Source organism: Microbacterium sp. zg-Y818 (genome assembly GCF_030246905.1).
In the GTDB taxonomy this organism is placed as follows: domain Bacteria; phylum Actinomycetota; class Actinomycetes; order Actinomycetales; family Microbacteriaceae; genus Microbacterium.
Map to the genome: position 1 here is coordinate 1,633,952 of NZ_CP126741.1, position 25,295 is coordinate 1,659,246.

General features: G+C 67.7%; 29 protein-coding genes, 1 tRNA gene and 1 other RNA gene. 12 read left to right on the top strand and 19 right to left on the bottom strand.

Going from position 1 to position 25,295, the window contains the following annotated elements; genetic code table 11:
* Window positions 1-17: 17 nt before the first annotated feature.
* The 6 genes from QNO21_RS07585 to QNO21_RS07610 form a co-directional block, all read right to left on the bottom strand.
* Entirely contained in the window at window positions 18-1,094 is a 1,077-nt protein-coding gene (locus QNO21_RS07585; RefSeq protein ID WP_257519107.1) for a hypothetical protein, read from the bottom strand.
* Window positions 1,091-1,765, bottom strand: coding sequence for a hypothetical protein (locus QNO21_RS07590; RefSeq protein ID WP_257519108.1), 675 nt, complete (start codon window positions 1,763-1,765; stop codon window positions 1,091-1,093). Before QNO21_RS07590 ends, QNO21_RS07585 begins: the two co-directional genes overlap by 4 nt.
* Window positions 1,766-3,062: 1,297 nt before the next feature.
* Window positions 3,063-4,019 (bottom strand): hypothetical protein, encoded by a 957-nt coding sequence (locus QNO21_RS07595; protein ID WP_257519109.1) that lies wholly within the window; start codon window positions 4,017-4,019, stop codon window positions 3,063-3,065.
* Between the two features lie 9 nt (window positions 4,020-4,028).
* The gene (locus QNO21_RS07600; protein ID WP_257519110.1) at window positions 4,029-4,370 is read right to left on the bottom strand and encodes a hypothetical protein; all 342 of its coding nucleotides are present in this window, start codon (window positions 4,368-4,370) and stop codon (window positions 4,029-4,031) included.
* Window positions 4,367-4,633, bottom strand: coding sequence for a hypothetical protein (locus tag QNO21_RS07605; RefSeq protein ID WP_257519111.1), 267 nt, complete (start codon window positions 4,631-4,633; stop codon window positions 4,367-4,369). Before QNO21_RS07605 ends, QNO21_RS07600 begins: the two co-directional genes overlap by 4 nt.
* The gene (locus QNO21_RS07610) at window positions 4,630-4,920 is read right to left on the bottom strand and encodes a hypothetical protein (RefSeq protein WP_257519112.1); all 291 of its coding nucleotides are present in this window, start codon (window positions 4,918-4,920) and stop codon (window positions 4,630-4,632) included. The genes QNO21_RS07605 and QNO21_RS07610 overlap by 4 nt, the downstream gene beginning before the upstream one ends.
* A gap of 166 nt (window positions 4,921-5,086) precedes the next feature.
* Between QNO21_RS07610 and QNO21_RS07615 the strand changes: the two genes are divergently transcribed.
* Both QNO21_RS07615 and QNO21_RS07620 read left to right on the top strand, forming a co-directional pair.
* A complete protein-coding gene (locus tag QNO21_RS07615; protein ID WP_257519113.1) occupies window positions 5,087-5,812 on the top strand; it encodes a helix-turn-helix domain-containing protein in 726 nt (241 codons plus the stop codon).
* Window positions 5,813-5,994: 182 nt separating this feature from the next.
* Window positions 5,995-7,026 carry a tyrosine-type recombinase/integrase gene (locus QNO21_RS07620; RefSeq protein WP_257519114.1) on the top strand — a complete coding sequence of 344 codons (1,032 nt, stop codon included), beginning with the start codon at window positions 5,995-5,997 and terminating at the stop codon, window positions 7,024-7,026.
* Window positions 7,027-7,083: 57 nt separating this feature from the next.
* On the opposite strand, the gene QNO21_RS07625 is transcribed toward QNO21_RS07620, so the two are convergent.
* Window positions 7,084-7,920 carry a hypothetical protein gene (locus QNO21_RS07625; protein ID WP_257519115.1) on the bottom strand — a complete coding sequence of 279 codons (837 nt, stop codon included), beginning with the start codon at window positions 7,918-7,920 and terminating at the stop codon, window positions 7,084-7,086.
* A gap of 186 nt (window positions 7,921-8,106) precedes the next feature.
* Window positions 8,107-8,182: transfer RNA gene (locus tag QNO21_RS07630), tRNA-Lys, on the bottom strand.
* Between the two features lie 94 nt (window positions 8,183-8,276).
* On the opposite strand from QNO21_RS07630, the gene QNO21_RS07635 reads away from it, so the two are divergent.
* Both QNO21_RS07635 and QNO21_RS07640 read left to right on the top strand, forming a co-directional pair.
* Window positions 8,277-9,107, top strand: a complete 831-nt coding sequence (locus QNO21_RS07635) for an inositol monophosphatase family protein (protein ID WP_257519116.1) — start codon at window positions 8,277-8,279, stop codon at window positions 9,105-9,107.
* Window positions 9,108-9,142: 35 nt separating this feature from the next.
* Window positions 9,143-9,727, top strand: a complete 585-nt coding sequence (locus QNO21_RS07640) for a hypothetical protein (protein WP_257514530.1) — start codon at window positions 9,143-9,145, stop codon at window positions 9,725-9,727.
* On the opposite strand, the gene QNO21_RS07645 is transcribed toward QNO21_RS07640, so the two are convergent.
* Window positions 9,724-9,888, bottom strand: a complete 165-nt coding sequence (locus QNO21_RS07645; protein WP_257519117.1) for a hypothetical protein — start codon at window positions 9,886-9,888, stop codon at window positions 9,724-9,726. The genes QNO21_RS07640 and QNO21_RS07645 overlap by 4 nt on opposite strands.
* A gap of 158 nt (window positions 9,889-10,046) precedes the next feature.
* Between QNO21_RS07645 and QNO21_RS07650 the strand changes: the two genes are divergently transcribed.
* Window positions 10,047-10,214: a hypothetical protein gene (locus QNO21_RS07650; RefSeq protein WP_257514528.1), complete on the top strand. Its 168-nt coding sequence runs from the start codon at window positions 10,047-10,049 to the stop codon at window positions 10,212-10,214.
* Between the two features lie 60 nt (window positions 10,215-10,274).
* Here the strand turns inward: QNO21_RS07650 and QNO21_RS07655 are convergent, their stop codons facing one another.
* Window positions 10,275-11,114, bottom strand: a complete 840-nt coding sequence (locus QNO21_RS07655; RefSeq protein ID WP_257519118.1) for an MFS transporter — start codon at window positions 11,112-11,114, stop codon at window positions 10,275-10,277.
* 124 nt (window positions 11,115-11,238) lie between these two features.
* On the opposite strand from QNO21_RS07655, the gene QNO21_RS07660 reads away from it, so the two are divergent.
* Window positions 11,239-11,514 carry a hypothetical protein gene (locus QNO21_RS07660; protein ID WP_257519119.1) on the top strand — a complete coding sequence of 92 codons (276 nt, stop codon included), beginning with the start codon at window positions 11,239-11,241 and terminating at the stop codon, window positions 11,512-11,514.
* 84 nt (window positions 11,515-11,598) lie between these two features.
* Window positions 11,599-12,258: a DUF1345 domain-containing protein gene (locus QNO21_RS07665; RefSeq protein WP_257514525.1), complete on the top strand. Its 660-nt coding sequence runs from the start codon at window positions 11,599-11,601 to the stop codon at window positions 12,256-12,258.
* Window positions 12,259-12,535: 277 nt separating this feature from the next.
* Here QNO21_RS07665 and ssrA read toward each other — a convergent pair.
* Window positions 12,536-12,906, bottom strand: a transfer-messenger RNA (tmRNA) gene (gene ssrA / locus QNO21_RS07670).
* 148 nt (window positions 12,907-13,054) lie between these two features.
* Here ssrA and QNO21_RS07675 point away from each other — a divergent pair.
* On the top strand, window positions 13,055-13,720 hold the full coding sequence (locus QNO21_RS07675) for an SIMPL domain-containing protein (RefSeq protein ID WP_257519120.1): 666 nt from the start codon (window positions 13,055-13,057) through the stop codon (window positions 13,718-13,720).
* Window positions 13,721-13,724: 4 nt separating this feature from the next.
* Here the strand turns inward: QNO21_RS07675 and smpB are convergent, their stop codons facing one another.
* From smpB to prfB, 8 genes are all read right to left on the bottom strand, one after another.
* Window positions 13,725-14,201, bottom strand: coding sequence for an SsrA-binding protein SmpB (gene smpB / locus QNO21_RS07680; protein WP_191717717.1), 477 nt, complete (start codon window positions 14,199-14,201; stop codon window positions 13,725-13,727).
* 85 nt (window positions 14,202-14,286) lie between these two features.
* A complete protein-coding gene (gene ftsX / locus QNO21_RS07685; RefSeq protein WP_257519121.1) occupies window positions 14,287-15,201 on the bottom strand; it encodes a permease-like cell division protein FtsX in 915 nt (304 codons plus the stop codon).
* Window positions 15,198-16,334 (bottom strand): cell division ATP-binding protein FtsE, encoded by a 1,137-nt coding sequence (gene ftsE / locus QNO21_RS07690; RefSeq protein ID WP_257519122.1) that lies wholly within the window; start codon window positions 16,332-16,334, stop codon window positions 15,198-15,200. Before ftsE ends, ftsX begins: the two co-directional genes overlap by 4 nt.
* Window positions 16,335-16,414: 80 nt before the next feature.
* Window positions 16,415-17,365, bottom strand: coding sequence for an anti-sigma factor (locus tag QNO21_RS07695; RefSeq protein ID WP_257519123.1), 951 nt, complete (start codon window positions 17,363-17,365; stop codon window positions 16,415-16,417).
* The gene (locus tag QNO21_RS07700) at window positions 17,352-17,942 is read right to left on the bottom strand and encodes an RNA polymerase sigma factor (RefSeq protein WP_257516897.1); all 591 of its coding nucleotides are present in this window, start codon (window positions 17,940-17,942) and stop codon (window positions 17,352-17,354) included. Before QNO21_RS07700 ends, QNO21_RS07695 begins: the two co-directional genes overlap by 14 nt.
* Window positions 17,939-18,589 carry a class F sortase gene (locus tag QNO21_RS07705; RefSeq protein WP_257519124.1) on the bottom strand — a complete coding sequence of 217 codons (651 nt, stop codon included), beginning with the start codon at window positions 18,587-18,589 and terminating at the stop codon, window positions 17,939-17,941. The genes QNO21_RS07700 and QNO21_RS07705 overlap by 4 nt, the downstream gene beginning before the upstream one ends.
* Before the next feature lies 1 nt (window position 18,590).
* A complete protein-coding gene (locus QNO21_RS07710) occupies window positions 18,591-19,412 on the bottom strand; it encodes a DUF4397 domain-containing protein (RefSeq protein WP_257519125.1) in 822 nt (273 codons plus the stop codon).
* A gap of 109 nt (window positions 19,413-19,521) precedes the next feature.
* Entirely contained in the window at window positions 19,522-20,631 is a 1,110-nt protein-coding gene (gene prfB, locus QNO21_RS07715) for a peptide chain release factor 2 (protein WP_257519126.1), read from the bottom strand.
* A 26-nt stretch (window positions 20,632-20,657) separates the two neighbouring features.
* On the opposite strand from prfB, the gene QNO21_RS07720 reads away from it, so the two are divergent.
* From QNO21_RS07720 to QNO21_RS07735, 4 genes are all read left to right on the top strand, one after another.
* On the top strand, window positions 20,658-21,929 hold the full coding sequence (locus QNO21_RS07720) for an MFS transporter (protein WP_257519323.1): 1,272 nt from the start codon (window positions 20,658-20,660) through the stop codon (window positions 21,927-21,929).
* The gene (locus tag QNO21_RS07725) at window positions 21,926-22,267 is read left to right on the top strand and encodes a hypothetical protein (RefSeq protein ID WP_257519127.1); all 342 of its coding nucleotides are present in this window, start codon (window positions 21,926-21,928) and stop codon (window positions 22,265-22,267) included. Before QNO21_RS07720 ends, QNO21_RS07725 begins: the two co-directional genes overlap by 4 nt.
* Before the next feature lie 352 nt (window positions 22,268-22,619).
* Window positions 22,620-23,585, top strand: a complete 966-nt coding sequence (locus QNO21_RS07730; RefSeq protein WP_257519128.1) for a TIGR03885 family FMN-dependent LLM class oxidoreductase — start codon at window positions 22,620-22,622, stop codon at window positions 23,583-23,585.
* Complete coding sequence (locus QNO21_RS07735) at window positions 23,582-25,249, top strand: alpha-amylase family protein (RefSeq protein WP_257519129.1); 1,668 nt, start codon at window positions 23,582-23,584, stop codon at window positions 25,247-25,249. The genes QNO21_RS07730 and QNO21_RS07735 overlap by 4 nt, the downstream gene beginning before the upstream one ends.
* Window positions 25,250-25,295 lie beyond the last annotated feature (46 nt).

Sequence of the window (25,295 nt, forward strand, 5' to 3'; positions counted from 1 at the left end):
ATGGGGACCGTTCGCCGCTAACGGCCCGTGGGCGGCGCGAAGGTGTCGGGATCGTGGGAGCCGCCGCGAGCGGCACGCCCGAGCATCGCCGCGACAACCGGGTCCGGCACTGCCGGAGCGGCAGGCGGCGGCGTCGGGATTTGGGCTGTGTGCGAGCCGTCGCGAGCGGCACGCCCGAGCATCGCCGCGACAACCGGGTCCGGCACTGCCGGAGCGGCAGGCGGCGGCGCGTCGTCGGCAGTGCTCCGCAGTTCCAGCGGCGGGAGAAGGATCGATGCGCGCATCGCCGCGACGGCTTCCGCGTAGGCCGGTTCCGCCGCGACGGCTTCCGCGTAGGCCGGTTCTCCCCCAGCTGCTTCCTGTTCGAGTATCGCCGCGAGTTCGCTTTCCTGGCGGCGGAGAGCGCGTTCCTTCGCGGCCTTGTAGTCGATGCCGAATACCGCGCCCATGAGGGGCGGTTCCACATCGGGGACGAGTGCACCGGTGCGGTGCCGGTACCAACTGACTTCGGGGGTGACGATCCCTTCAATCACCGCGCCGAAGTACGAGGGGCGACCCACGACAGCGACCGCGACGCACTCCGCGGCACGGACATGGCGAACGACGTTGCGATCCCAGCCCTCCCAGACGTGATCGTCGAGATAGACGCGCATTTCGACAGACAGCCCAGCATTACCGTTTGCGAGGTGTTCGCTGTAGAGCCATTCCACAGAGGCGAGGTCATGATTCAGCGCCCAGAGGCAATCGAACCCGCCGCCCGTGCCGCCCAGATCGAGACTGTGGGGTTCAAACGAGTTTTCAACCCTCAGCCCCGTTCCCATGACGTGCGGCGGGTTGCCGTCGCGCGTCCGCGTGGTGTGCTCGGCCAGAAGCGGCGGGGCGAAGCGCGGCTTTCCGAACGCCGCGGGATGCACCCGTTCGTGATGGCTGAGGGAGTATTCGTTCCACGGCAACGCGCGTCCGACGATTGCGATTTCCCCCATCCGCGCGAGTGCGTTCGCCCCGTTCCGCAACGCTTCGCTGATGTGCCCCGTGCCGTGCGCCGCGAGCGGAACGGCGCACCGCACGGCGCGGTCGGCAGGCGCGGAAATCACGATTCGTCCCGCAGTTCCAGGGGCGGCACATCGCTGTTCGCGGTCAGCCGTTCCGCGACTTCCCGGACGACCGCGCCGCGCGGACGACCGGACGCAAGCCGCTCCTGCGCGTGAAGTTCGGCTTGCAGATCGGGAGCGTCTGCAACGCAGGCCAGGATTTGGATGCTCCCGGCCTTGACGAGCCGCATATCGCGCCAATTCTGGACCGCCCCGCAAACGGGGCATTCGCGAGCATTCTCGCGCCTGTACTCTTCCGCCCGCGCACGAGTCACGATGACCTGGCGTGCACGATCCCGCCGCGTGATATGCGCCCATGTTTCGTATTCGACGGGTTCTTCGCGCCGTTCGCCTTTCGGGCCAGGAATGCTGATTTTCAGGGTCGGCGGAACATTCCGCCATTTCGTGATTGAGCCCTCACCCATTTCCGCTACTTCGACGTATACGGCACGAAGGTCCTCCGGCACCGCGAAAAAGCCTTCATCCTGCCATTCGTCGTCCGGGTACCCCTTCGGCGGGGCGATTCGTTCCGGAATGGACTCCGAGCGGGAGGCATTCGAAGGAAATGCGGTCCCCCCGCCCGAAGCCGTCCATTCCCGAACGCCGCTTTGGGTGGCATCGCCCGTCGTTGTGAGCGGCGTTTTCTCAGCATTCCTGCTAGTCATTGTGGGCATTCCCTTCGCTTTGGAATGGCCCGAGTGTATGCCCCGCGACAGTAAAACCCAAGGGGCTATTGCGACTCGACTTCTCGTTGCATCTATCAGAATGATTTGGGATCAATTGGGAGTTGTCGGGGCGCGATCAGAACGCCGACATTCGAGGCAGACGATGACCCTTTGCGTACCGGTCGGACGTTCGTACTCATAGACGCGAAACGTCCCATCGACGAAGGGATGACCCGCCCGCGAGCACCGACCAATGTCTAGTTGCGACTTCCGCCGCTCCGTCTTGTGAAGCCGCCGCCGCAGGTTGTGCGCCCGCATACAGGCACGACACCGCGCATAGCCTTCGCGGGTCCGCAGGATTGATGCTTCCCCGACGATTTCGTGACCCGCTGCACAATGCCCAGTCGCGAGAAGCGTCGGCCTACCCCTGTCCGCCACGATTACCGATCCGTCTCCCGGACGATACCGCGACCCATGATAATGCGAAAACGCTGCGAGAGCGCCAGGAATCCGAGAGCGCCGGGAGAAATGCGAATTACTGCTGTTGTACATAAATGCGAATAGCTATCTCCGGAGTTTCCGAATTCGCGCTTTATTTGCACATTTCCCGACATTTTGTTCCAAAGGTCCGGGTAAATCCGAAAGGGAGCTCTGCACGAGTGGATGCCGCGCCCCCAAAAACTGACATTTCGCAATTTGCATTTCATGCATTCGTGCACTTGAAATGCAATAGTCGATTGCATTTCGTTTCGTACGCAATTACGCATCGTGCCATTATCTAGATTCCCTTAGTTATTAGCTTTTCCTAGACTGAGACTGAACTCAACTGAACTGAACTGAACTACGCCGGGCGTGACAGGCGGCGTGACGCCGGACGTGACAGGCGGCGTGACGCCGGGCGTGACAGGCGGCGTGACAGGCGGCGTGACAGGCGGCGTGACAGGCGGCGTGGCACCTGGCGTGACAGGCGCGTTACAGGTGGGATGAACGGCGGCGGACGCACGCAGGAGCGCCGAATCCAGCGGCATCATGCAGACCGGGCAGAACCTGCCGAGCGCGGGATCGACTCCCTGACTCCGGTACCAGTCAGCGACGCAAGCGACGCAGAGGCCGGTGGGTTTCGTCGCGCGAGAATGCGCGGGACACATACGCCCCGAATCCAGGGCTGCCAGGATCAGCACCCATCGGTACGGCTGCCCCGGCACGCGGGTAGGCCAGTGGGACAAAGTTCACCCTTTGCGGGCGATGAAACGCAGGAGGTCGGATTCGCGGGACATTCGCCGCCGCCCGGTCAGGTGCTTTTCCTTCATCGTGATCCTCCGTCATGGCGCATTGCGGCTTCGTCATAATGGGCGTCGAGCAGTTGCCAATTTTCGTCGTCGTCCTGGCGCGGATCGTCGGCGCGTTCCCCTCCCGCAAAGGGCGGTTCGTGGGGAACGTCGTAGGCGAGACGTAGGGCGGCGGCGGCTTGCGCGGCCACGGCATCGGGACTCCATCCCGGATCGTGCCTACGCTTCATGAATTCGTCTACTGACTCACTAGCGGCGGCGGGAGCGGCGGCGGGAGCGGCGGCGGGAGGTTTGCGGGCGCGGTGCTTCCGCGCCCGCTGCGCGCCCGCCTTTCTCTGCTTCGCCATTTGCGCGGCGGTGGTTTGCGAAGCGGCCCAGTTGCGAATCTGGTATGAACCGTCGTCGTTCCGTTCCCACAGATCGGCTGCCACCAGATCGGCCAATATCGATTCGCGCACGGGAGGTTCTACGCCGTCAATTACCAAAGGGAGCGCGCTCGCGGCGATGAATCCGTCAGTGCGGTTTGCCATGCCGAACATGAGTCCGCGAACGTGCGCGCCGAAGGTTGTAAGCCCTACCGTCGTAAGCCCTATCGCCGCATTATCGATGCCCCAGAACCAGCGGGTCGGGACATCGACGTTGATTCCGCCCTCGTACAGATCCGTGTTCTTCGATGGTGTGGTTTGCGAAACGTACCAATCAAGAATCTGGTATGACCCGTCGTCGTTCCGTTCCCACCGACCGGCTGCCACCAGATCGGCCAATATCGATTCGCGATCATCGGACGAGGGAGTCGGTATAACCCTAGGGAGCTGCGGAGCGGGTATCAGCCCTTCCGATACCATCGCCACGCCATACATGAGTCCGCGAACGTGTGCACCGAAGGTTTCCAACGATTCCGTGTGATCCATGAGCCATTTGACCGGGGCGCTCGCGTGCATCCCCCACGGCTTCCCCGCCTTCGGTGCGTTCATCGGATGTGCTCACTTTTCGTCATCGAGTCCGAACACTCTGGAAAGCACATCCCCCAGGGTGGGTGCATCGTCGCGGTATTCGTCCGCGTCCGCGACCGTGAAACCGCGGGACGCTGCGACACGTAGGAATCTCGCGAAGCCCTCTTCATCGGTGATCGTCCACACCCGCGCCAACCGATCCCAGCGGCGGGAATGCTCCGGAACCGTCTCCCGAAGGATCGCGAGCGCGAGCGGATGAAACGGGAAGCGCACTTCGCGCGACCGTCTCGCCCCGGCGACGGTGATCGTCACCGTTGCCGGCCGCCCGGAGGTCGATGCGCGGTCCTCGCAAGTAGGCGTCAGCCAGTTCACGTCTCGCCGCTCTCCGAAAGGTCGGCGCGCGGCTGATCGGTGGTGCCGACTTCCTGCATTTTCAGCCAGTCGAGCACATCGCCCAGCCGGTACCGGATCATGCGCCCATCGCGGATGTAGCGCGGCCCGCGTCTCGCGGTGCGCTCTTTGGCGAGGTAACTCACCGTCCGCTGTCGGATATCCGCAACCTGTTCGGGGCGGAGCAGTGCGGCACGATCCGTCAGGGCAGGAAGGGCGGTCAGCCCGGGCGCGTCCGGGATCATGATGCGTCACCTGTCGGCTGCGTTTCCCGCGACCCGTCGAGCGGCTGTTCGGCGGTGCCGACTTCCTGCATTTTCAGCCAGTCGAGCACATCGCCCAGCCGGTAGCGGATGGACCGACCATCCCGGATGTATCGGGGACCGCGCCCCCCGGAACGCTCATTTGCGAGGAAGTGGATGGAACGCTCACGAAGCATCGCAATCTGCGCGGGGCGGAGCAACGTGTTCCGGTCGAGCGTTTCCCACGGAATCGCCCGGGCATTCCAATCGTTTCCGTTCGAAGCCGACATATCCGAATCCTTCCGAGACGTGTAACCGGGCGTCCGCTCGGGGCGGGCGGCGCCTTTGCCGGGTACGGTACATCCCCGCATCTACCGTCACAACCCCCCGAGGTTTCTGTGCTCCTGTATCATCATGGCAGTTGCAGGCACAGCCAAGGGGAGGTACTGTGCTCCTATGTCACCAAAACCGCGGGATTCAGACGCCTGGGCAGATCAGTTCGTGTATGCGATTGGGGCGCGTATCGCCGCGCTTCGCGAGGGGCGGGGGTTGTCGGGGCGCGAGTTGGCGGATCGGACCGAAGAGTTCGGCCATCGGATTGACCGGGCGATCCTCGCGAACCTGGAAAACGGACGGCGCGCGGTTGTGAGCGTTCCGGAAATCTTCGTTCTCGCCGCCGCCCTGGACGTGCCGCCTATGACGCTCCTGCTTCCCAGCGACCCCTACGCCGACGTTCAGGTGCTTCCCGACGCAGACCTACCTTTTGCCGAAGCCGCGCGCTGGGTTGTCGGTGAAAGCACACGCCTACCGTTCACCCCGGCTCACGAGGACCCGCACGCGGAGGACCGTTACCGACTCCACGCGGAGCGGCTGCGGAAGGCGCTCTTGATGGACCGCACGACGAGGGAACTTGTCAACGTCGCGACGATCCTGCGAGTGGTCACGGGGCGTCCCGACACTGGCGAGGAATCGGCGTTCTGGCGTGATCCAGCGGAGGTGGAGGGCGCTGCTGAAATGTGGCGCTACCGGCTGGGTGACGAGATACGCAGATGGATCGCCTACTACCGGGAAGAAGCAGACGACGGACGGAGGTATCTCGTGCAGCGATTCGATCCGGACGAGTACCGCGACGTGATCGATCCTCACGACCTGCGCGAGATTGACGAGCTGCGCAGCAAGTGACGCAGAAAGAAGAGGGATAGGAGATGGCTAGGAGCGCGACCCCGCTCGGACAGTGGGGGAAGATCAACGTTACGAAGGTGGGACCGGGTAAGTTCCGGGCGCGTTCGCGGATGCGCGACGCAAGCGGGAAGTCCCGCCAGGTTGAGGCATCCGGTCCGACGCGGGCATCCGCGGAAGCGGCCTTGAAAGAGAAGCTTCACGCGGGATCGCTGGCCGTTGTCGCCGGGGCGATTAGTCCGACGACGACGATTGAAAAGTTGGCAGAGGCGTATCTGGAAGAGGCGGCGCGGATCGGCAGTCTCGCGCCGACGAGCTTGGAGCGTTACCGGTGGGTGATTGCCGCGCACATCATCCCGGGGATCGGTCAGCTGCGCGTTCGTGAGGCGACCGCGGGGACGATGGACCGGTTCCTTGCGGGGATGTATTCACAGAGCCTTGCCAACGGCAAACTGTGCCGCGCGGTGCTTTCCAACATGCTCGGAATCGCGGTTCGTCATGGTGCGTTGCCGGGGAACCCGATCCGCGACGTGGCGCGCGCCCCGAAGCCGCGAATTGTCATGGACGTCGATCCTGCCGAGGAAAGCGCGCTCAGCGTCGATGCGGTGGCGAAACTGCGCGCCGACTTGCAGACGTGGCTTCACGAGCCGCACCAGATGGGACCGCGCCGTAGTGCCGACCTGCCGGACGTGGTGGATTTCATGCTTGGCACGGGATGCCGTATCGGGGAAGCCCTCGCGATCCGGTGGGATGACCTGGACTTGCGCGCCGACCGTCCTACCGCCGCTATCAGCGGGACCGTTGTTCAGGTGACCGGCGAGGGTCTGAAACGGCAGGCGGCGCGTAAGGGCGGCAAGGGGCGGCTTGTAGTGACCCTCCCCCGGTTCACCGTCGATATGCTCCTGCGTCGTCGGGTCGAGAGCACCGCGAGTCCGTACGTGTTTCCCAGCGAGACAGGAGGGCTGCGTTCCCCGAACAACTGGCGGCGCACCTGGCGCGGGTTCAAGGCCGATATGGGGTACTCCGACGACCTCAGCCCGCACGACTTCCGCAAGACGGTCGCGACGATCCTGGACCGCGAGCATGGCGCGAGCGATTCCGCGAAGGTTCTCGGACACAGTTCCCCCGTCATGACGGAGAAGCACTACATCCAGCAAAACGCGGTCGCGCCGGACGTTTCCGAGACCCTGCAACGGTTCGCTGACGCGTCGAGGTGACGAGCGAACGAGCTCTTCCCCACACACCCCGCCATGAGCCTGGGTCCGCGCGCGCCTTCAGGCGGGCGGCGCCCCGTCAGAAAGCAGGGCAGTGACCGTGCCGCCGCTTCCTGGTTGGCGGGAGAAGGAGACTCCGTATCTGTGCATCATCCATTCAGCGGCGACAGCCTTGACGAACTCGATCGCATCGAACCACTGCATCGCAGGCGGCGTCGTGTACCCCTTCCTCCTCTTGAGCCGCTTGTAATACTCCTCCGATCCGTGCCGCCGGTTGTCGCCAAGTCTCGGATCATTGGCGGAGTTTTCGAAACTCTCCCACCGGTCAGCAAACGACGGACCGAGGCTTTCCAGCCATTCCAGGAATTCCCCTTTGCCGTCGAAATGACCTATCAGCAGATCCCACACCCGCCAGAGATCGATCCATACCCAGTCGTGATCGATGTGCTGGAGGAGTGCAAGGATTCGCCTCACCCACGGCTCTCTTTCAGCGAGCCGAAGCAGCGCATCCGCGGATGCTGGATCAAGGCCATTCGTCGACACTGAGTAGGCGTAAATGCCTCCGACACGTAGGGCGGGCACGTCAGTGGCCCCGTCATACACGTGAGTCAGTTGAGCCGGGGTCGCATGGCTATCAGACCTGAGCAGCGCCGCGATCCCGTTCATCTCCTGCAAGAGCGGCTCCGCGGTGTCGCGAACAGCAAAGGCCTCTCGCCGATCATCAGCCGCATCCAGCGCCGTCGCCGACAAGTACCATCCTTTTTCATCGAACCCAACGAGCGGATCCGCATCGAAGAGGATGCTGAGCGCTCGAAACTCGGTGATCTCAGATGCGTCGGTCCCCGACGCGGCGTACTGCCGAACCGTGCTACTAGTGAGCCGCGCCTTCACCCGCATGCCTAGAACCTAGTGCCTATCGGCGCGGGGCGATGAGGCGAATGAGCGCGAAGCCGACCAAGACCGAGGTGGGCCAACGCGCCATAGTGATGGGTCAAAACGCGGTGAAAACGCGGGATTGACTGCGGTTCCCACCGAAAGCAAAACCCCGCCGCACCAGGGAATCCCTGATGCGGCGGGGTTTTTTGGTGCACCCCCTGGGACTCGAACCCAGAACCCACTGATTAAGAGTCAGTTGCTCTGCCGATTGAGCTAGAGGTGCAGGCGATTCGAACTTTCCGAACCGAGGAGCAACGTTACCATCCCGAGGCCGAGGTCGCCAATCGAGGGGCGCCGCGCCCGGTATCGTTGTCATCGTGCCCGCCCCTCCCCCGACCTCGCCCTGGTCGGCGCCGTTCGACGGGGACTTGTCCGAAGACCTCGCCTTCGCACTCCGGTTGGCCGACGCCGCCGACGCCGTCTCGATGACTCGTTTCGATGCGCCCGACCTCGACGTACGCACGAAGGCGGACGCCTCGCACGTCACCGAGGCCGATCTCGCGACCGAGCGGGCGATCCGGCAGCTCCTCGAGGCGGAGCGACCCGACGACGGCGTCTTCGGCGAGGAGTACGGATCGAGCGGGGATGCCGCGCGCCAGTGGATCATCGATCCGATCGACGGCACCGCGAACTACCTCAAGGGCATTCCCATGTGGACCACGCTCATCGCCCTTGTGATCGACGGCGTGCCACGCGTGGGTGTCGCCAGCCAGCCCGCGCTGGGCCGCCGGTGGTGGGCGGCGACGAATCTCGGCGCCTGGACCGATGTGCCCGGCGGCACCCCGCGCCGCCTGCGCGTTTCGGGTGTCGACTCGCTCGCTGAGGCGAGCGTCAGCTTTCAGAGCCTGTCGCAGTGGGACCAGGCAGGCCGCCTCGACGCCGCCGTGCGCCTGACGCGTTCGGTCTGGCGCGACCGCGGATACGGCGACGCGTGGCCGTACATGCTGCTGGCCGAGGGCCGACTCGAGTTCGTGGCCGAATTCGACGTCAAGGAGTACGACATCGCCGCCCTCGTGCCGATCGTCTCTGAAGCGGGCGGCCGGTTCACCTCGTTCGACGGCAACGACTCCCTCGCCGAGCGCTCGTCACTGGCGACCAACGGCGTGCTCCACGACGACTTCCTGCGCCTGCTGCACCCCTCACACTGACCCCCGCCCTCCGACCACCCCCGACGGAACGATCGATGCCCTCGCTGCACCCCCACCGCCGCACCGCCGCGGCCCTTGTCCTGCTGACCGCTGTGATGGCCCTGACCGCGTGCGCCCGGCCCGAGGTCCCCACCCAGGCCGCCACTCCCGCGCCGACGGTCGGCGCGGGAGACACGACGGCCCCGTCGCCGCAACCCGAGCCGACGGAGACTCCGATGGCGACGGCGGACCCCACCTGCACGTCGATCATCTCCGAGAGCACGATCGCGAGCTTCGAGAGTGCGGGTCTGACCTCACGCGAAGAGCCGTTCCGCATCGGCGAGGACACGCTGCCCGCCGGCATCCAGTGTGTCTGGGCCGATTTCAGCGCGCCGGGCGCTCCCCCGCAGATCTTCGGGTGGGCACCGCTGGAGGGCGCTGCCGCAGAGCGCGCCCAGGACGACCTGCTCTCCGCGGGATGGCTCCGCGAGAACGGCGAGGAGGGCCTCTACATCACCGAGGACCCCGACCTCGCCCTCACCGTCGGGGCCGACGGCTACGGCATGACCTACCTGTTCGGTGAGGGCTGGGTGACCCTCTCGGACACCAAGCAGAGTCTGCTGCTCATCGAACGCCCCTAGGGCTGCTGCGATGGCGCGTCGGCGGGCAGAACGGCCGCACACATCGAGTCCTCGCGGGCGCACACGACGGGCTCGAACCCGACGACGGCGATCGGATGCCGCCAGCGATCGTCGATGGCGTTGATTGCGGCCGTCGACACACCCTCTTCGGCTTCCAGCACGCCAGTCCTCTCAAGACCCCCGCGTACAGGCTATCCAGCGGCGCGGCCACCTTTTCACGACGTGACGTGCCCCTGCGCCATCGGGGTCACCGTGTCAATCACCTGCGCGCCGAGGCGGGGCGGCGTACGGTGATCGCATCCGATGAAGGGAGACGGACATGGATGAGAACGCGACGGACCAGCAGCGTCCTGAGGACGAGGAGGTCACGCCCAAGCCTGGCGGTCTCGGCAAGGACGGCACGATTCCCGCGGACCCCGACGGCGTGGCCGCCGGGCACACGGGCGAGGCGTCGAACTTCGAACCGGAGGAAGACGAGCAGGCCTGACAGCGCCTGCGAACGACGAAGCCCCCGGCGATCGCCGGGGGCTTCGTGCGTGTCAGTCGTTTACCGAACGCTGACGTAGACGTTGTCGGCGGTGACGCCCGATCGCACCGCGATGACGCCGTTCTCCGCACCGACCTCGGATGCGAGCAGCACGATCGCCCCGGTCACGGTGTCGCCGGGGAGCAGGTTCTGCAGCACGTCCATCTCCCCGGGGGCGGCCGCGGTGGCGGTCTCGGTGGTGTCACCGGATGCCGTGACGTACGAGATGCCGACCCAGATCGGCATCATCCCCTCGCCGGCATCCCCCGTGTACGTCATCGTGACGTCCGCGAGGATGTACTGCAGGCCCTCCGCCGGCGGAGGGTTGTACGACGCCTCTGCCATGACGGCGGCGGTCTGGTCGAACTCGACGCTGTGGACGGTCACCTCCCAGTCCTCGGTCACGATGGGCGTGTCCAGCGGCAGAGGGTTGTCGATCGTCCCCTCGCCGGCCGGCTGTGCTGCCGACGATTGCGTCGCCTCGGGCAGATCGATGACGACCTCGCTGCCCTCGGCCGCGGCGGTCGAGACCAGACCCGCGAAAGCGAAGCCGACGGCCACGACGAAGACGATGAACCCGACGATGGTTCCCACCAGCGACACGACCAGGGCCGAGATTCCCAGGGCTTTTCCCTGCCCCGGGCGGAAGAGGGAGACGATCCCGAGCACGAAACCCACCACGAGCAGGACCCAGCCGACGATCATCACAGCCGGAATGCACGCGAGGACGAAGCCCAGCCCGGCCGAGATCAGGGAGACGAGTCCGAGCACATTGAGCGGCTTCTTGCCGGACGGTGCAGACGGCTGACCGGGCGGGAGATGCGGGTTCGGGTGCGCGGGGTATGTCTGGGGGCTGCTCATCCGCCTATCCTGCCAGTCATAGCAGATACACAGGAATCGTTCCGCGCCGGCATCCTGCCCTCTGCCCTCGGGGTGCACTGTCAACCCCCTCCGACGCGGCGGCCTGCGACGGCAGGGTGAGGACATGACTTCTGACGACCAGGCACGCCCCGTGACAGACGGGGACGAAGAGCAGTCCGAGCTGTCCAATGCCGACGCGGTGCGCAAGGACATGACCTACAGCCCCGCCAGCGAGACCGAGACGCAGCAGAAGCAGGACGATCCGCTGCCCTCCGCGCTCGACGACGACATCGACACTGACGCGATCAACGTGGCACCCGGAACCGGTGGACCCGACGACGTGGGCGATGTCGAGGTCGACCCCGCCGACCTCAACCTTCCGGGCCGTTCTGAGAACTGACGGGCCGGATGGCAGGTGCGCCCTCCCCCTGGGTGGCCGGCCGCACGCGAGCTAGTCTCCCTTGCACAGGCGAGAGGAGCGACCGTGAGTGAGCCGACAGCCGACGACGGCGGGGGCTGGAACCGCGCGAGCAGCTGGGTCGCCGCGACGTTCGTCGTGCTGGTGTTGGTGACCGCGCTCGTCTGGCTGCTGGGCGCACCGGTGATAGCGCCGGCCGTGGGGTGGACCGTCGCCGCCGGGATCTACTCGACGTGGGCCTGGCTCGCCGTCAACGGCATGGATGCCGACGCGACCGCCTCCCACGCGACGCGCGACGACCCCACGCGCCGCGCCGCCCACACCCTGTTGATCTTCGCCAGCGTGGCGAGCTTCGGGGTGATCGGCGTGCTGCTGGCCCAAAGCGGGCGGGTGCGCGGTGCGGAGGCGCTGTTCCTGGGTGCCGCCGCCCTGATGACGGTGACCGCCTCGTGGTTCCTGATCCATATCCTTTTCATGCTGCGCTATGCCGCGACGTATTACCTCAGCGGCGGGACGGGCATCGACTTCAACCAGACCGAACCGCCGCGCTACCGCGACTTCGCCTATCTCGCCTTCACCCTGGGCATGACCTACCAGGTCTCCGACACCGCGCTCACGAGCCACGTCATGCGGCGCGAGGTGCTGCACCACGCCCTGCTGTCGTTCCTGTGGGGCGTTGTCGTGCTCGCCACCACCATCAGCCTGATCACCAACCTCGCAACCTGAGGGCCGCCGCGCGCCGTCACGGTGCTGCCGGCGTGCACGCGGTCTCAACTCCTCAAGAACCGATCGCGGGCCGTCGATTCGGCGGCTTGCGGCGCCCGGCTGCGGGTTCTTGAGGAGTTGCGACCGCGCAACGTCCGCTCACGAGGCGCCTGACGGCGTTTCGACTCGCTTCGCTCGCTCAACGACCGGGGGGATCGCAGCTTGCGGTCGCACGACGAAGGGCCCGGCCCCGCACACGTGGTGCGGGGCCGGGCCCTTCGTCGTGGTGACAGCGGCGTGGTGGAGATGGGGGGAATCGAACCCCCGTCCATCGCTGGGATACTGCGTCTTCTCCGGGCGCAGTCTGTAGAGACGTTCTGCTCGGCTCCGACCTTTGTCACAGACACCTAAGTCGACGAGCCCAGTCTGGGAAAAGTCCCGCGTGACGTCCAGACGCCGTCACACAGCAAGATCCCTAAATGACGCCAGGGTCCGTGTCGGGATCACACACGGTCTGACGGACTATCGGGCTCGCTTACGCAGCGAGGGCGAAGTCAGTGCGCTTGGTTTCGGCACTTATTGGTTTTGCAGAGATCGTTAACGAGATAACCCTGCATCCTCGGCCCGCTTCTCGCAGAGACTCAGGCGATGTCGAAACCGATCATCCCCGTGAACCCCTCTTTCGAAGGAACCGCTGTCACGCTGTGGAGTTGCCAACCCGAAAGCCGAAGCTCCGGGCATCACAGACTATAACGGATGCCACCCCCACGCCATTCCCGGACGGTCTCCCAGCCGTCCGCCGCGTAGAGTCGCAGCCATGACCGACGTCACCATCACCGTCCGCGGAGAGCATGAGCGCCGCGTCGCCGCCGAGCAGGCCGTCGTCACGTTGCGCGTCGCCGTCGAGGGACCCGACCGCTCCGAGGTGGTCGCGCGGCTCGAGTCCGTCGCGGCGCCCCTCACCGACGCCCTGGCCGCCCGGCGCGGCCGCGCGGGTCTGGTGGAGTGGACGAGCGACCGTATGGCGGTGTGGTCCGAGCGCCCGTGGGGCGACGGGCACCGCCTCGCACCCGTGCACCACGCGTCTGTCGACCTGACCGCGACCTTCGACGATCCAGCCCCGCTGTCGGCCTGGGTGACGGCGGTCGCTGACCGCGACGAGGTGGAGATCACGAACGTGGAGTGGCGGCTGACGCCCGTCACGCGCGCCGCGGTCGAGCGCGATGTGGCATCCGAAGCCGTCGGCGTCGCCGTCGACCGCGCCACCGCCTACGCGGCTGCCCTCGGGCGGGGCACGCTCACGCCGCTCGAGGTTGCAGACGTCGGGCTGCTGTCCACACCCGGCGAGCCGGGGCCCGGCCCCGGCGCACGCATGATGCGCGCGTCCTTCTCCGGGGATGCCGAGACGTCGCCGCAGCTGCGCCTGCAGCCCGACGACATCGTCGTCAGCGCTGCGGTGGAAGCCCGCTTCAACGCGCGCTGAGAGCTCAGTCGCCCAGGCGGTTGCGCGAGCGCATCGCGCGCTCGGCCTCACGCTTGTCTTCGCGCTCGCGGATCGTCTGACGCTTCTCGAACTCCCGCTTGCCCTTCGCTACGGCGATCTCGACCTTGGCCCGCCCGTCGGAGAAGTACAGCCGCAGCGGCACCAGCGTGTACCCGCCTGCGGAGACGGCGTGGGAGATCTTCACGATCTCGTCCTTGTGCAGCAGCAGCTTGCGCGTGCGCTTGGACGCGTGGTTGGTCCAATGCCCCTGCGAGTACTCGGGGATGTGCACCGAGTCGAGGAAGGCCTCTCCCCCATCGATGTAGGCGTAGCCGTCGGTGAGGTTGGCGCGACCCTGCCGCAGTGACTTGACCTCGGTGCCGGTGAGCACGAGACCCGCCTCGTACGTCTTCTCGATGGCGTAGTCGTGGCGCGCGCGACGATTGGTCGCGATGACCTTCTCCCCGCGTTCCCTGGGCATGCTCACTCCTCCGGTACGCCGCGACGGGCGCGCGGCAGCCCACCAGCATACCGGGTGCGCGTCGCGCCCCGGCGCCGTGCGGTGGTCACGCGCGCAGCCACCGGCGGATGGCGAAGCCGGCTGACACCGCCGCGAGAACGACGCCGATGATGATCATCACGGGAAGCACGATCGCCGCATCGCCCAGGTTGACCCACGTGTTGACGAACTCGACCCTGCCTCGCAGGTAGTCGTTCACCCCGAATTGCACACCGGCGAGAATCGCCGCGCAGGCGAGCAGAGAGCCGAGGAAGGCGGCGAACACGCCCTCGAGGATGAACGGAGTCTGGATGAACCGGTTCGATGCTCCCACCAGACGCATGATGCCCAGCTCGCGACGACGCGCATATGCCGAGAGGCGAATGGTCGTGGCGATCAGCAGCACGGCGGCGATGAGCATGAGCGCGGCGATGCCGACAGCCAGGTAGGTCGCCACCGTCAGGGCGGAGAAGAGCGGGTCGAGGTACTGCAGCTGGTCGGCGACCTCTTCCACGCCGGCCATGCCGCTGAAGGCCTCGATGATGACCTCCGACTGGGACTGGTCGACGAGGTTGATCCAGAACGTCTGGTTCAACTGGTCGGCGGCGACGATGCCGGCGTAATCCTCGCCGAGCAGGTCGATCACGTTCTGGTACGCCTCGTCCTGGGTCTCGAAGCGGACGTCCCGGATGAGAGGGTTCAGCGCGGGACTGTCGAGCTTCTCCTGCACCATGGCCACCTGATCCTCGGTGGCGACGCCATCCACGCAGGTGGGGGCGAGTGAATTGTCGGCGCACATGTAGACGGCGACCTGGGCTCGCTCGACCCAGTAATCCTGCATCTTGCCGATCTGCATCTGCATGAGCATGCCGGCGCCGACGAAGGTCAACGAGACGAAGGTGACCAGCACGACGGAAATCACCATCGAGACATTGCGGCGCAAACCCGACAGCGCCTCGCCCAGAATCAGTCCGATTCTCACGAGGTCGGCCCCACTTCGTCTTCGGCCGAGCGGCCACCCAGGCCCAGGCGGTCCGCGAGGCCGAGCTCGTCCAGCTCCACGGGGGCAACCTCTATGGTCACCGGGTTCGTACGCGGGGCGGGATCAGCGGGGGCGGCCTGCTCGTCGGCGGTCGCGGGCAGGGCGGATGCCGCCGGTTCGGCATCCGGCGCTACGCGCGGGGGTGCCTTCTCGCTGACCTGGAACGCCGCCTCACCGGCGCGCGCAGGCTGCGCGGACGCGGCGGGCGGTGTGACCGACGCCACGGCCTGCGTGACCGCGGTCACGTGCACCGTCGAGCCCGGCGCCGAGGCGGCGATGTCGGCGGCCGAGGTGCCGATGATCTCGCGCTGCAGCTCGAGCACCGCAGTGAGTGCGGCAACGGCAGCCGCACCCTTCTCCTCGACCGGCATGAGACTCGGAATCGCCGAGGTGTCGCCGTAGCCGCCGTGCCGCTCGTCACGCACGATCACGCCACCGCTGAGCTCGATGACACGTCGCTGCATCTGATCCACGAACCCGGCCTCGTGCGTGGCCATCAGCACCGTGGTGCCGCCGGCGTTGATGCGGGCGAGCAGCTGCATGATGTCGACCGAAGTCGCCGGGTCGAGGTTTCCGGTCGGCTCGTCGGCGAGCAGGATCTGGGGCCGGTTGACGAGAGCGCGCGCGATGGCCACGCGCTGCTGCTCGCCACCGGAAAGCTCGTGGGGCAGACGCTTCTGCTTGCCGTCGAGCCCGACGAGAGCGAGCACCTCGGGCACGGCCTGCTGGATGAAGGCCCGTGACGAGCCGATCACCTGCAGCGTGAATGCAACGTTCTGGAACACGGTCTTGTTCGGCAGCAGGCGGAAGTCCTGGAACACCGAGCCGATATGGCGGCGGAAGTACGGCACCTTGCGGTTGGACAGGGTGCGCAGATCGCGACCCAGCACCACCACTCGGCCCTCGCTGGGGCTGTCTTCGCGCAGGATGAGCCGCAGGCACGACGACTTACCCGAACCCGACGCGCCCACGAGGAACACGAACTCGCCGCGTTGCACCTCGAAGTCCACGTCGCTGAGCGCGGGTTTGCTGGTGCCGCGATAGCGCTTCGTGACGTTCTCGAACCGGATCATGACCAGATGAGCCTAAGCGGCGGCCGTGGCGCAGCCGCGAGCGACACCCGGGCGTTGCGGCATCCGCCGAGGCGCGCATCTCACGCGGGCTGCAGCGCTCCGCGGACGATCGAGTCTCCGGAGTGCGCCTCGTCGCCGTCGTCGGCCTCCTGAGAGACGTCCACGACGCTGAACTTCGCCAGATCCACGCCGGCGGGCACGTCGAACACGCCCTCACTGCCTTCGAGCACGCCGAGGCTCACCAGATCCGACCCGTCGTCAGTCAGCAGCCACACCTCTCGATACCCGTCGTCGGGGACCGCGGCGTCGAGGGTCACGACCACCTGGTTGTGGCCGTCCACCTCCTCGAGAAGCGCCGCGCCGTGCGCGCCCTCGTGTGCCGGGAAGCCGTCGAGGGTCGCCTCTGCGACGATCTGCGGAGTGGGGGCGACGGCGCTCTGAACTGCCCAGACACCGGCGACGATGGCGAGGACGGCGAAGGTGCCGGCCAGTGCCAGCATCAAGGGCATCCGGCGGATGCGCGCGCGTCGCGGCACGCGGTGCGACGCGGCCGCACGCGGCATGCTGTGCGACGCGGTATCCGCCGGGGAGGGCGCCCCAGCCGGGGGCACGGAGTGCCGAGACGGGGATGCCGTCGTGTGCGTGGCCGGGGTCGGGGCCGCAGCCGCGGGCGAGGATGCCGGCGTCGAGCCATCGTGCACCGGGGGCGCCGGCGGCGCGTCCGACGCGGACGGCGGGCCGTGCGTGGTCGGCGACTCGGCGGGCACGGTGGGGCCCGCGTCCGCCGACGGCGACTCCGCGGCGGGGGCGAAGCCGACCTCGGCGGCGATGGCCTCCCAGACGCGTGGCGGCGGCGTGAGCAGCGGCTGCTGCACGAGTGCCCCCCGGGCGGCGCCCACGGCCATCGCGAACGCGGCGACCTCGTCGGCGCACTCGAGGCACTCGGCCAGGTGGGCGCTCTGCTCATCGGTGGCCGCGTCGTGCTCGCCCATGGCGATCAGGGCTGCCAGTTCGGGGTCAAGGTGCGACATCAGCGGCCTCCAATCGTGCGCGCAGTCGGGAAAGACTTCGTCGGATGTGACTCTTCACCGTACCCAGGGGCATGGCGAGCCGGTCGGCGATCTGGGCGTGTGTGAGATCGTCGTAGAACGCCAGGCGGATGACGTGCTGCGCATCGGGCTCGAGATGCTCGATCTCCTGGGCGATCATCAGCGAATCCTCGACGTCGACGGGGTCGGGGGCGGGGGCGAGCGCCTCGGCCGTCACCGCCTGCTCCAGGCGTGTCGCGCGCGAGCGGGCCGCGTGTGCGTCGGCGATGCGGCGACGGGCGATGCCGACCACCCACCCGCCGAGGTTGCCCCGGTCCGCGTCGAACGCGTCGCGGGAGGTCCAGGCGGAGACGAACGTGCGCTGCGTGACGTCCTCGGCCTCGGTGTGGTCGCCGAGCGACCTCACGGCGATCGTGAACACCAGACGCGACCAACGGTCGTACATCGACTTCAGCGCATCGGGATCCCCCGCGCTGAATCGCGTCGCAAGGGCGCCGTCGTCCTCGATGACCGTCTCCCTCCGTGTGTCGCAGCCCGCGGCATCCACGACGGAGGTCATGATGACGCCCGGGCGACGAGCACCACGTTATCGCTGTATGTGCGGCTCTGCTCGTCGAACTCACCCCCGCAGGTGATGACGACGAGGCTGCGGGGGCCGTCGCGGTCGAACAGCTGGTCGACGGGAAGCTCGGCTCGCGGGATGTAGGTGACGCTCTCTACCGTGTACGAGGTCACGGCGCCGTCGGCGTCGGTGAGCTGCAGGGTCTGACCGGGCTGCGCGTCTCGCAGCACCGAGAGCGGGCCGATGCCGTAGACGCGGGAGTCGACGTGCGCAGCGAGCACGGTGGTCCCGTCGGCGTCGGCCGGGGCCGGCCCGTATCGGTACCAGCCGGCGACGGCCGGGTCGACCGGGATCTCCATCGACCCGTCGTCCTGCACCCCGACGGGCACCACCGGCATGTCGATCCCGAGATCGGCGGATGCCAGCTGCTGGGGAGCCGCACTCGGCGCCTGCACCGGCGGCGGAGGAGCCGGTGCGACGGGAACCTGAACCGTCGGCGTCGGCGCCGGCGCCGCCGTCTCGGTGCGCGCCGCCGCGGAGGACGGGGCCGGGGCCACGCCCTCCGCGTCGGGGGGTGAGCATGCCGCGAGGGTCATCATCGCCGTGAGCACGGCCACGATTCGGAAACCTCGCGACATCGTCATGTCAGCGTCGCTTGGCCGTGGCAGTGCGAGCGGCGACGATCGATCCAGCCGCGAGGGCCAGCGCCAGTCCGCCACCCAGGGCGATGAGCGACATCGGCTGGTTCTCGGCCACGAGCCCGGCCGAGCCGGTGTTCACGCCACCCGGGTTGGAGTGGAGCCCGGTGACGGTCTGCACGGCGAGGGCGAGGTTGCCGTCCTCGGCGCTGCCCCATGCGTAGGCGATCGTGAGCACGCCTTCCTGCACGTCGACGTCTGCGGGGCCGATCACCGGGTCGGTGGTGCCTTCCAGGGCGACGGCGGCCGAGACCACACCGGCGGGCAGGTTCAGCGTCGCCTCTTCGGGGTTGGTCAGTCCGGTGACGACCGCCGCACCGTTGGCGAGGATGTCCACCGCGGGAGCGGCTGCCACGTGACGCACGGTCAGGCGGCCGTCACCGGGCGCGGTGGCCGCGGTGTCGTTCGTGAACAGCGTCGCCGAGGGCTCGCCCGCCTCGGTGAGGTGTGCGACCGCGGTGTAGCTCTTGTTGGCCTCGAGCGTCAGGGTGATGGGCCCGACCACCGGCGCGGAGTCGTCTGCGGCATCCGTCGCGGTCAGGGCGACCTCGTAGTCGCCGGCAGGCAGATCCAGCGGACCGGCGAGATCTCCGGGCTGGAAGTCGTCGAGGGTCAGTTCGCCGTTGACGTACACGTCGACGGGTGTGTCGGGGATGCCGTGGAGCACGGACAGGTCGGCCGTGGTCTCCGAGATGGCGTATGCCGGCGAGAAAGCCGCGAAGGCGGCGAAGGCGCCGACCACCACGCCCGCTGAGATTGTCTTACGCACGAGGAACTCCTTCAGATGTTGCGCGACCTTTTCGCGCTTCACAGAGGTATTCGTGCCGAGAGGGCCGTGTGGATGCAGTCGGAGGAAAAAAGTTCCGGCTGCGCGGCGATCAGTCTTCGATCTTGCGCTTACGCCAGCGGATGCCGGCGGCGATGAGCCCGTCGAGGTCGCCGTCGAACACGGCGGCGGGGTTTCCCACCTCGTATCCGGTGCGCAGATCCTTCACCAGCTGCTGGCCGTAGAGGAAGTACGAGCGCATCTGGTCGCCCCAGCTCGCGGTGATGGTGCCGGCCAGTTCCTTCTTCTTGGCCGCCTCCTCCTCGCGCTTGAGCAGCAGCAGTCGCGTCTGCAGCACGCGCATCGCGACCGCACGGTTCTGGATCTGGCTCTTCTCGTTCTGCATCGACACGACGATGCCGGTCGGGATGTGGGTGATGCGCACGGCGGAGTCGGTGGTGTTGACCGACTGGCCGCCGGGGCCGGACGAGCGGAAGACATCCACGCGGATGTCACCTTCGGGGACCTCGACCTCCTTGGCCTCTGCCATCACCGGGATGACCTCGACGGCGGCGAAGCTCGTCTGCCGTTTGTCGGCGGAGCCGAAGGGGCTGATGCGGGCGAGCCGGTGGGTGCCCGCCTCGACCGAGAGCGTGCCGTAGGCATAGGGGGCGTCGACCTCGAACGTGGCCGACTTGATGCCCGCGCCCTCTGCGTAGGAGGTGTCGAGGATCTTCACGGGGTACTTGTGACGCTCCGCCCAGCGCAGGTACATGCGCAGCAGCATTTCGGCGAAGTCGGTCGCGTCATCGCCGCCCGCGCCCGAGCGAATCGTCACGACCGCACCGCGGTCGTCGTACTCGCCGTCGAGCAGCGTCTGCACCTCGAGCTGGCCGATGACGTCCTCGAGCTCGGCAAGTTCCTTTCGCGCCTCATCGGCGGAGTCCTCGTCGCCCATCTCGATGGCGAGCTCGATGAGCACGTCGAGGTCGTCGAGGCGGTTCTCGATTTCGGTGAGGCGCTTCAGCTCGGTCTGGCGGTGGCTGAGGGCGCTCGTGACCTTCTGGGCCTTCTCGACGTCGTCCCAGAGGTCGGGCGCGCCGGCCTCTTCGGAGAGCCGGGCGATCTCGGCCGTGAGCGCGTCGACGTCCACCACCGCCTGGATGTCGGAGAAAGTGGAGCGCAGCGCCTGGATGTCGGCGGAAAGATCGAGTTCAAACATGGCTCTTCAGACTAACGTGGATGCCGATGGCTCACGGCGAAGACGATCCCCGCATCGCCGGGACGCTCTGGCGGTTCGCTCCGATGATCTACGGACCGACCCTGCTGTTCGCCCTCGGCGAGGGGGCGGTCATCCCCCTGCTGCCGATCTTCGCGGCCGCCCTCGGCGCCGATCTCGCGACGGCCGCACTCGTGGCATCCGCCCTTGTGGTCGGTCAGCTGTGCGGGAACATCCCGGCCGGGTGGGCGGTGGCGCGCCTCGGCGAGCGTTGGACGATGACCATCGCCGGCACCGTGTCGCTGCTCGGCGTGGCAGGGCTGCTGGTGGCACCCTCCCTGCCGGTGCTTGCGGCGTCGGTCTTCCTCATCGGGTTCTGCGCGGCGGCGTTCGGGCTGGCCCGGCACTCCTTCATGACGACGCGCGTGCCGCTGGCTTTCCGCGCCCGGGCACTGTCGCTCTTGGGCGGGACGTTCCGACTGGGCATGTTCGTGGGGCCGTTCGTCGCTGCGGCCCTTCTGGCCCTGTTCGGCGACGCGCATGCGACGGTCTGGTTCTTCGGTGCGTGCCTGGTCGCCACCGTGCTGCTGGTGCTGCTCGGAGCCGACCCCGAGACGGCGGTCGCCGCGGGCCGCGGGGACTCCCGGGGAGCGGAAGACACCGGCGAGCCGGTGACCGGATCGATCCCCGTGCAGGAGCGCGTCGGGGTCTTCCGCACGATGTGGCGCCACCGCGGCGTGCTAGGCCGGCTGGGCCTGGCGGCGGCCTCGCTGTCGGCGATGCGCTCTGCCCGCCAGGTGGTGCTGCCGCTGTGGGGCGTGTCGATCGGTCTGGACGCGCAGACGATCGCGCTCGTCGTCGGCATCTCCGGCGCCATCGACTTCGCCCTGTTCTACGCCAGCGGCCAGGTGATGGACCGGTTCGGGCGGCTGTGGGCGGCGCTGCCGGCGATGCTGCTGATGAGTGCCGGGTTCCTCGCCCTGTCCTTCACCCACGATGTCGACCAGGCGGCGATGTGGTTCGCGATGTTCGCCGCGGTGCTCGGTGTCGGCAACGGGCTCTCGAGCGGCATCCTCCTCACCCTCGGCGCCGACACCGCCCCCAAGGACGACCCCGCCCCCTACCTGGGGTCCTGGCGGACGTTGACGGATGCCGGTGGCGCGGTCGCGCCGCTGATCGTCTCCGCGCTCGCGGCGTTCTCACTGGCGGTCGCCGCGGGGGCGATGGGCGTGCTCGGGCTGGTGGGAGCGGCGGCGTTCGTGCGGTTCGTGCCGCGGTTCGTGCCGCGAGAGCGCGCGTGAGCGACGTCGTTCGCTTCTGCCGCAGCCGCAACGACGGGCGCCGCTGCACGCGGCCGCTCGGCCACCCCGGCTTGCACCGGCATCGCACGATCATGTGGTCGTCGGTGGGAGCGGACTCTGAGCGCTGCGCGGGGTCCGGCGAACCCGGCTCCCCCGCCGCGCCCCTGCCCGACGGCTACCCGCACGGCCGGGCGATGTGCCGCCGCTGCTTCACCTTCGTGCCTCTCGTCCGTGGGCGACTGACAGAGCACGATGCGGCACCGGCGAACGAAAGCGATGCCGAGATCGCCGCCCGGCGCGGGTCTCGGCGCCGGCTGCGTGAGCGGGAACTCACATGAGGAAACCGGTGATGCAGCGACCTTCCAGGAGGAGGCGGCGTCGACGGGGGAAGGGCTCGTAACGAAGGTTGCCCGCCCAAGGCTGACAGCGGCGCGCGCCCGCGCGCATCCGACCATCGCGATTCTGCGGACAGTCGCTCTATTCGCCATGTGAGTTCCCGCTCACACAGCGCCCGGAGGTGGGCCCGGGCGCCACCGCGACGAAAGCGGTCGTGTGAGCGGGAACTCACACGGAAAAATCGAACACCTCACAATCCCGGAGGTCCGGCCGACAGCGTGACGGCCTACCGCACGCCGTGGGCCGAACGCAAACGGTTCCGGGCCGGCAGAGGGACCCGCCAGACTCGCGGGCATGGTCTTTCTCGGCTTCCACGCATCCCACGAACAGATCCCACCGGGTCAACTCCTGCACGACGTCGTGGCGGCGGAGGCCGCCGGATTCGACGGGGCGATGTGCTCGGACCACGTCGCGCCGTGGGGCGTGCGCCAGGGCGAATCGGGCTTCGCACCCAGCTGGCTCGGCGCGGCCCTCGCCCGCACGGAATTCTCGATCGGCTTCGTCAACGCCCCGGGGCAGCGTTACCACCCGGTGATCGCCGCGCAGGCGTACGCGACGCTCGAGGAGATGTTCCCGGGACGCTTCTGGGCGGCACTGGGTAGCGGCGAGGCGATGAACGAGCACGTCACCGGCGACGCCTGGCCGCCGAAACCGGAACGCAAGGCACGGCTCGCCGAGAGCGTCTCGGTCATCCGTCGGCTACTGGCGGGCGATGAGGTCGACCACGACGGTCTGGTGCGTGTGCACCGCGCCCGCGTGTGGTCGCGGCCGGACGTGCCGCCGCCCCTCCTGGCCGCCGCGATCAGTCCCGAGACCGCGGCGTGGGCGGCATCCTGGGCGGACGGCCTGGTTACCGCCCTCCAGCCGCCGGAGGCCTTGCAAAAGGTGCTCTCGGCCTACGAGTCCGCGGGCGGGACGGGTCCGCGGGCCCTGCAGGTTCATCTCAGCTGGGCGCCGACGGATGCCGAGGCCCTCGCGATCGCGCGGGATCAGTGGCGGCATGCCCTGCTCAGTGCACCCACGATCTGGGATCTCGAGCAGCCCGAGGACTTCGACGCTGCCGCCGGCGAACCGACGGACCAGCAGATGCGCGACGCGCTGTTCGTCTCGAGCGATCTTGCTGAGCTCGCAGACCGCATCGCCGAACACGCGCGGCTCGGCTTCGACCGGGTCTACCTGCACCACGTCGGCCAGGACCAGGCACCGTTCCTCGATGCCGCGCGCGACCAGCTGCTGCCCCGGTTGAAGGAGCTGCTGTGAGAATCACCGACACGAGCGACCTGTGGTGGAAGTCCGCCGTCATCTACTGCCTCGACGTCGAGACCTTCCTCGACTCCGACGGCGACGGCGTGGGCGACCTGCAGGGACTGGCATCCCGCATCGACTACCTGGCCCAACTCGGCGTCACGTGCCTGTGGCTCATGCCCTTCTACCCGACGCCGGACCGCGACGACGGCTACGACGTGACCGACTTCTACGGCGTCGACCCCCGCCTCGGCACGCACGGCGACCTCGTCGAGGTGATCCGCACGGCGCGCGACAGAGGGATGCGCGTCATCGTCGACCTCGTCGTGAATCACACCTCCGACCGGCATCCATGGTTCCAATCCGCCAAGCGCAGCGCCTCGTCGCCGTACCGCGACTTCTACGTGTGGCGATCCGACCCGCCGCCCAAGGGTCAGCAGAACGAGGTCTTCCCCGGTGAGGCCGACGGAATCTGGACCCGGGAGGACAAGTCCGGCGAGTGGTACATGCACAGCTTCTACCCGCACCAGCCCGACTTGAACATCGCCAACCCCGCGGTGCGCGACGAGATCGCCAAGACCGTCGGGTTCTGGCTGCAGCTGGGGATCTCCGGATTCCGCGTTGATGCCGTGCCGTTCCTGCTCGAAGTGCCTGAGGGCGCTGAGATGGCCAATCCGCATGACATGCTGCGCGACATCCGCCGCTTCCTGCAGCGGCGCTCGAGCGAAGCGGTGCTGCTGGGCGAGGTGAACCTCCCCTACGAGCAGCAGGCAGCGTACTTCGGTGCCGGCAACGACGGCCAAGAACTCACGATGCAGTTCGACTTCGCCGGGATGCAGGCGTTCTATCTGTCACTCGCCCGTCACGATCCGACGCCCCTGGCCGCAGCGCTCTCCTCCCGTCCCAGCCTGCCGGTCGAGGCTCAGTGGGCGAACTTCCTGCGCAATCACGACGAACTCACCCTCGACCAGCTCACCGACGAGGAGCGTCAGGAGGTGTTCGACGCCTTCGCGCCCGACGAGAGCCAGCGCGTTTACGGGCGGGGCATCACCCGACGGTTGCCGACCATGCTCGAAGGCGACCCCCGCCGCATCCGGATGGCCTACAGCCTGCTGTTCAGCTTGCCGGGCACGCCGGCGATCTTCTACGGCGAGGAGATCGGCATGGGTGAGAACGCCGACCTCGATAAGCGGCATGCCGTACGCACCCCGATGCAGTGGTCGGCAGAACGCGGCGGCGGGTTCTCGACGGCCCCGCCCTCCCGCCTCGTGGCGCCGCCGCCCGGCGACGGATACTCCCCCGTGCACGTCAACGTCGCCGACCAGCTAGAAGACCCCGGCTCCCTGCTGCACTTCTTCCGCACTCTGGCCTCCCGCTACCGCATCTCGCCCGAGCTCGGGTGGGGCGAGCTGGAGATCATCGCGCACGACGCGCCGGGCGTGCTCGTGCATTCCCTGCGCGCCGACGTCGGCCGCACCGTGGCCGTGCACAACTTCACCGACGTGCCCACGCTGCTCGCTTTCGCCCTTGCGGACGAACCGGAGGGAACGACACTGGTCGACATCCTGGACTCCGAGCGCCTTCCCCTCGACGATCGTCGCGGTATCGAGTTCACCCTGCCCGCCTACGGCTTTCGGTGGCTGCGGGTGTCGCGCCCAGGGGACGGCCGCGTGACGTGAGGCTCGCCGGAGACGGCCGTCACGTCGCGCCCCGGCGTCGCCTCCT

Coding starts and splice junctions, on each gene's coding strand:
- QNO21_RS07590 (WP_257519108.1), bottom strand. CDS start 1,765: ATGCCCACAATGACTAGCAGGAATGCTGAGAAAACGCCGCTCACAACG.
- QNO21_RS07595 (WP_257519109.1), bottom strand. CDS start 4,019: ATGAACGCACCGAAGGCGGGGAAGCCGTGGGGGATGCACGCGAGCGCC.
- QNO21_RS07605 (WP_257519111.1), bottom strand. CDS start 4,633: ATGATCCCGGACGCGCCCGGGCTGACCGCCCTTCCTGCCCTGACGGAT.
- QNO21_RS07610 (WP_257519112.1), bottom strand. CDS start 4,920: ATGTCGGCTTCGAACGGAAACGATTGGAATGCCCGGGCGATTCCGTGG.
- QNO21_RS07615 (WP_257519113.1), top strand. CDS start 5,087: ATGTCACCAAAACCGCGGGATTCAGACGCCTGGGCAGATCAGTTCGTG.
- QNO21_RS07625 (WP_257519115.1), bottom strand. CDS start 7,920: ATGCGGGTGAAGGCGCGGCTCACTAGTAGCACGGTTCGGCAGTACGCC.
- QNO21_RS07640 (WP_257514530.1), top strand. CDS start 9,143: ATGCCCTCGCTGCACCCCCACCGCCGCACCGCCGCGGCCCTTGTCCTG.
- QNO21_RS07650 (WP_257514528.1), top strand. CDS start 10,047: ATGGATGAGAACGCGACGGACCAGCAGCGTCCTGAGGACGAGGAGGTC.
- QNO21_RS07655 (WP_257519118.1), bottom strand. CDS start 11,114: ATGAGCAGCCCCCAGACATACCCCGCGCACCCGAACCCGCATCTCCCG.
- QNO21_RS07660 (WP_257519119.1), top strand. CDS start 11,239: ATGACTTCTGACGACCAGGCACGCCCCGTGACAGACGGGGACGAAGAG.
- QNO21_RS07675 (WP_257519120.1), top strand. CDS start 13,055: ATGACCGACGTCACCATCACCGTCCGCGGAGAGCATGAGCGCCGCGTC.
- smpB (WP_191717717.1), bottom strand. CDS start 14,201: ATGCCCAGGGAACGCGGGGAGAAGGTCATCGCGACCAATCGTCGCGCG.
- ftsE (WP_257519122.1), bottom strand. CDS start 16,334: ATGATCCGGTTCGAGAACGTCACGAAGCGCTATCGCGGCACCAGCAAA.
- QNO21_RS07695 (WP_257519123.1), bottom strand. CDS start 17,365: ATGTCGCACCTTGACCCCGAACTGGCAGCCCTGATCGCCATGGGCGAG.
- QNO21_RS07700 (WP_257516897.1), bottom strand. CDS start 17,942: ATGACCTCCGTCGTGGATGCCGCGGGCTGCGACACACGGAGGGAGACG.
- QNO21_RS07705 (WP_257519124.1), bottom strand. CDS start 18,589: ATGACGATGTCGCGAGGTTTCCGAATCGTGGCCGTGCTCACGGCGATG.
- prfB (WP_257519126.1), bottom strand. CDS start 20,631: ATGTTTGAACTCGATCTTTCCGCCGACATCCAGGCGCTGCGCTCCACT.
- QNO21_RS07720 (WP_257519323.1), top strand. CDS start 20,658: ATGGCTCACGGCGAAGACGATCCCCGCATCGCCGGGACGCTCTGGCGG.
- QNO21_RS07730 (WP_257519128.1), top strand. CDS start 22,620: ATGGTCTTTCTCGGCTTCCACGCATCCCACGAACAGATCCCACCGGGT.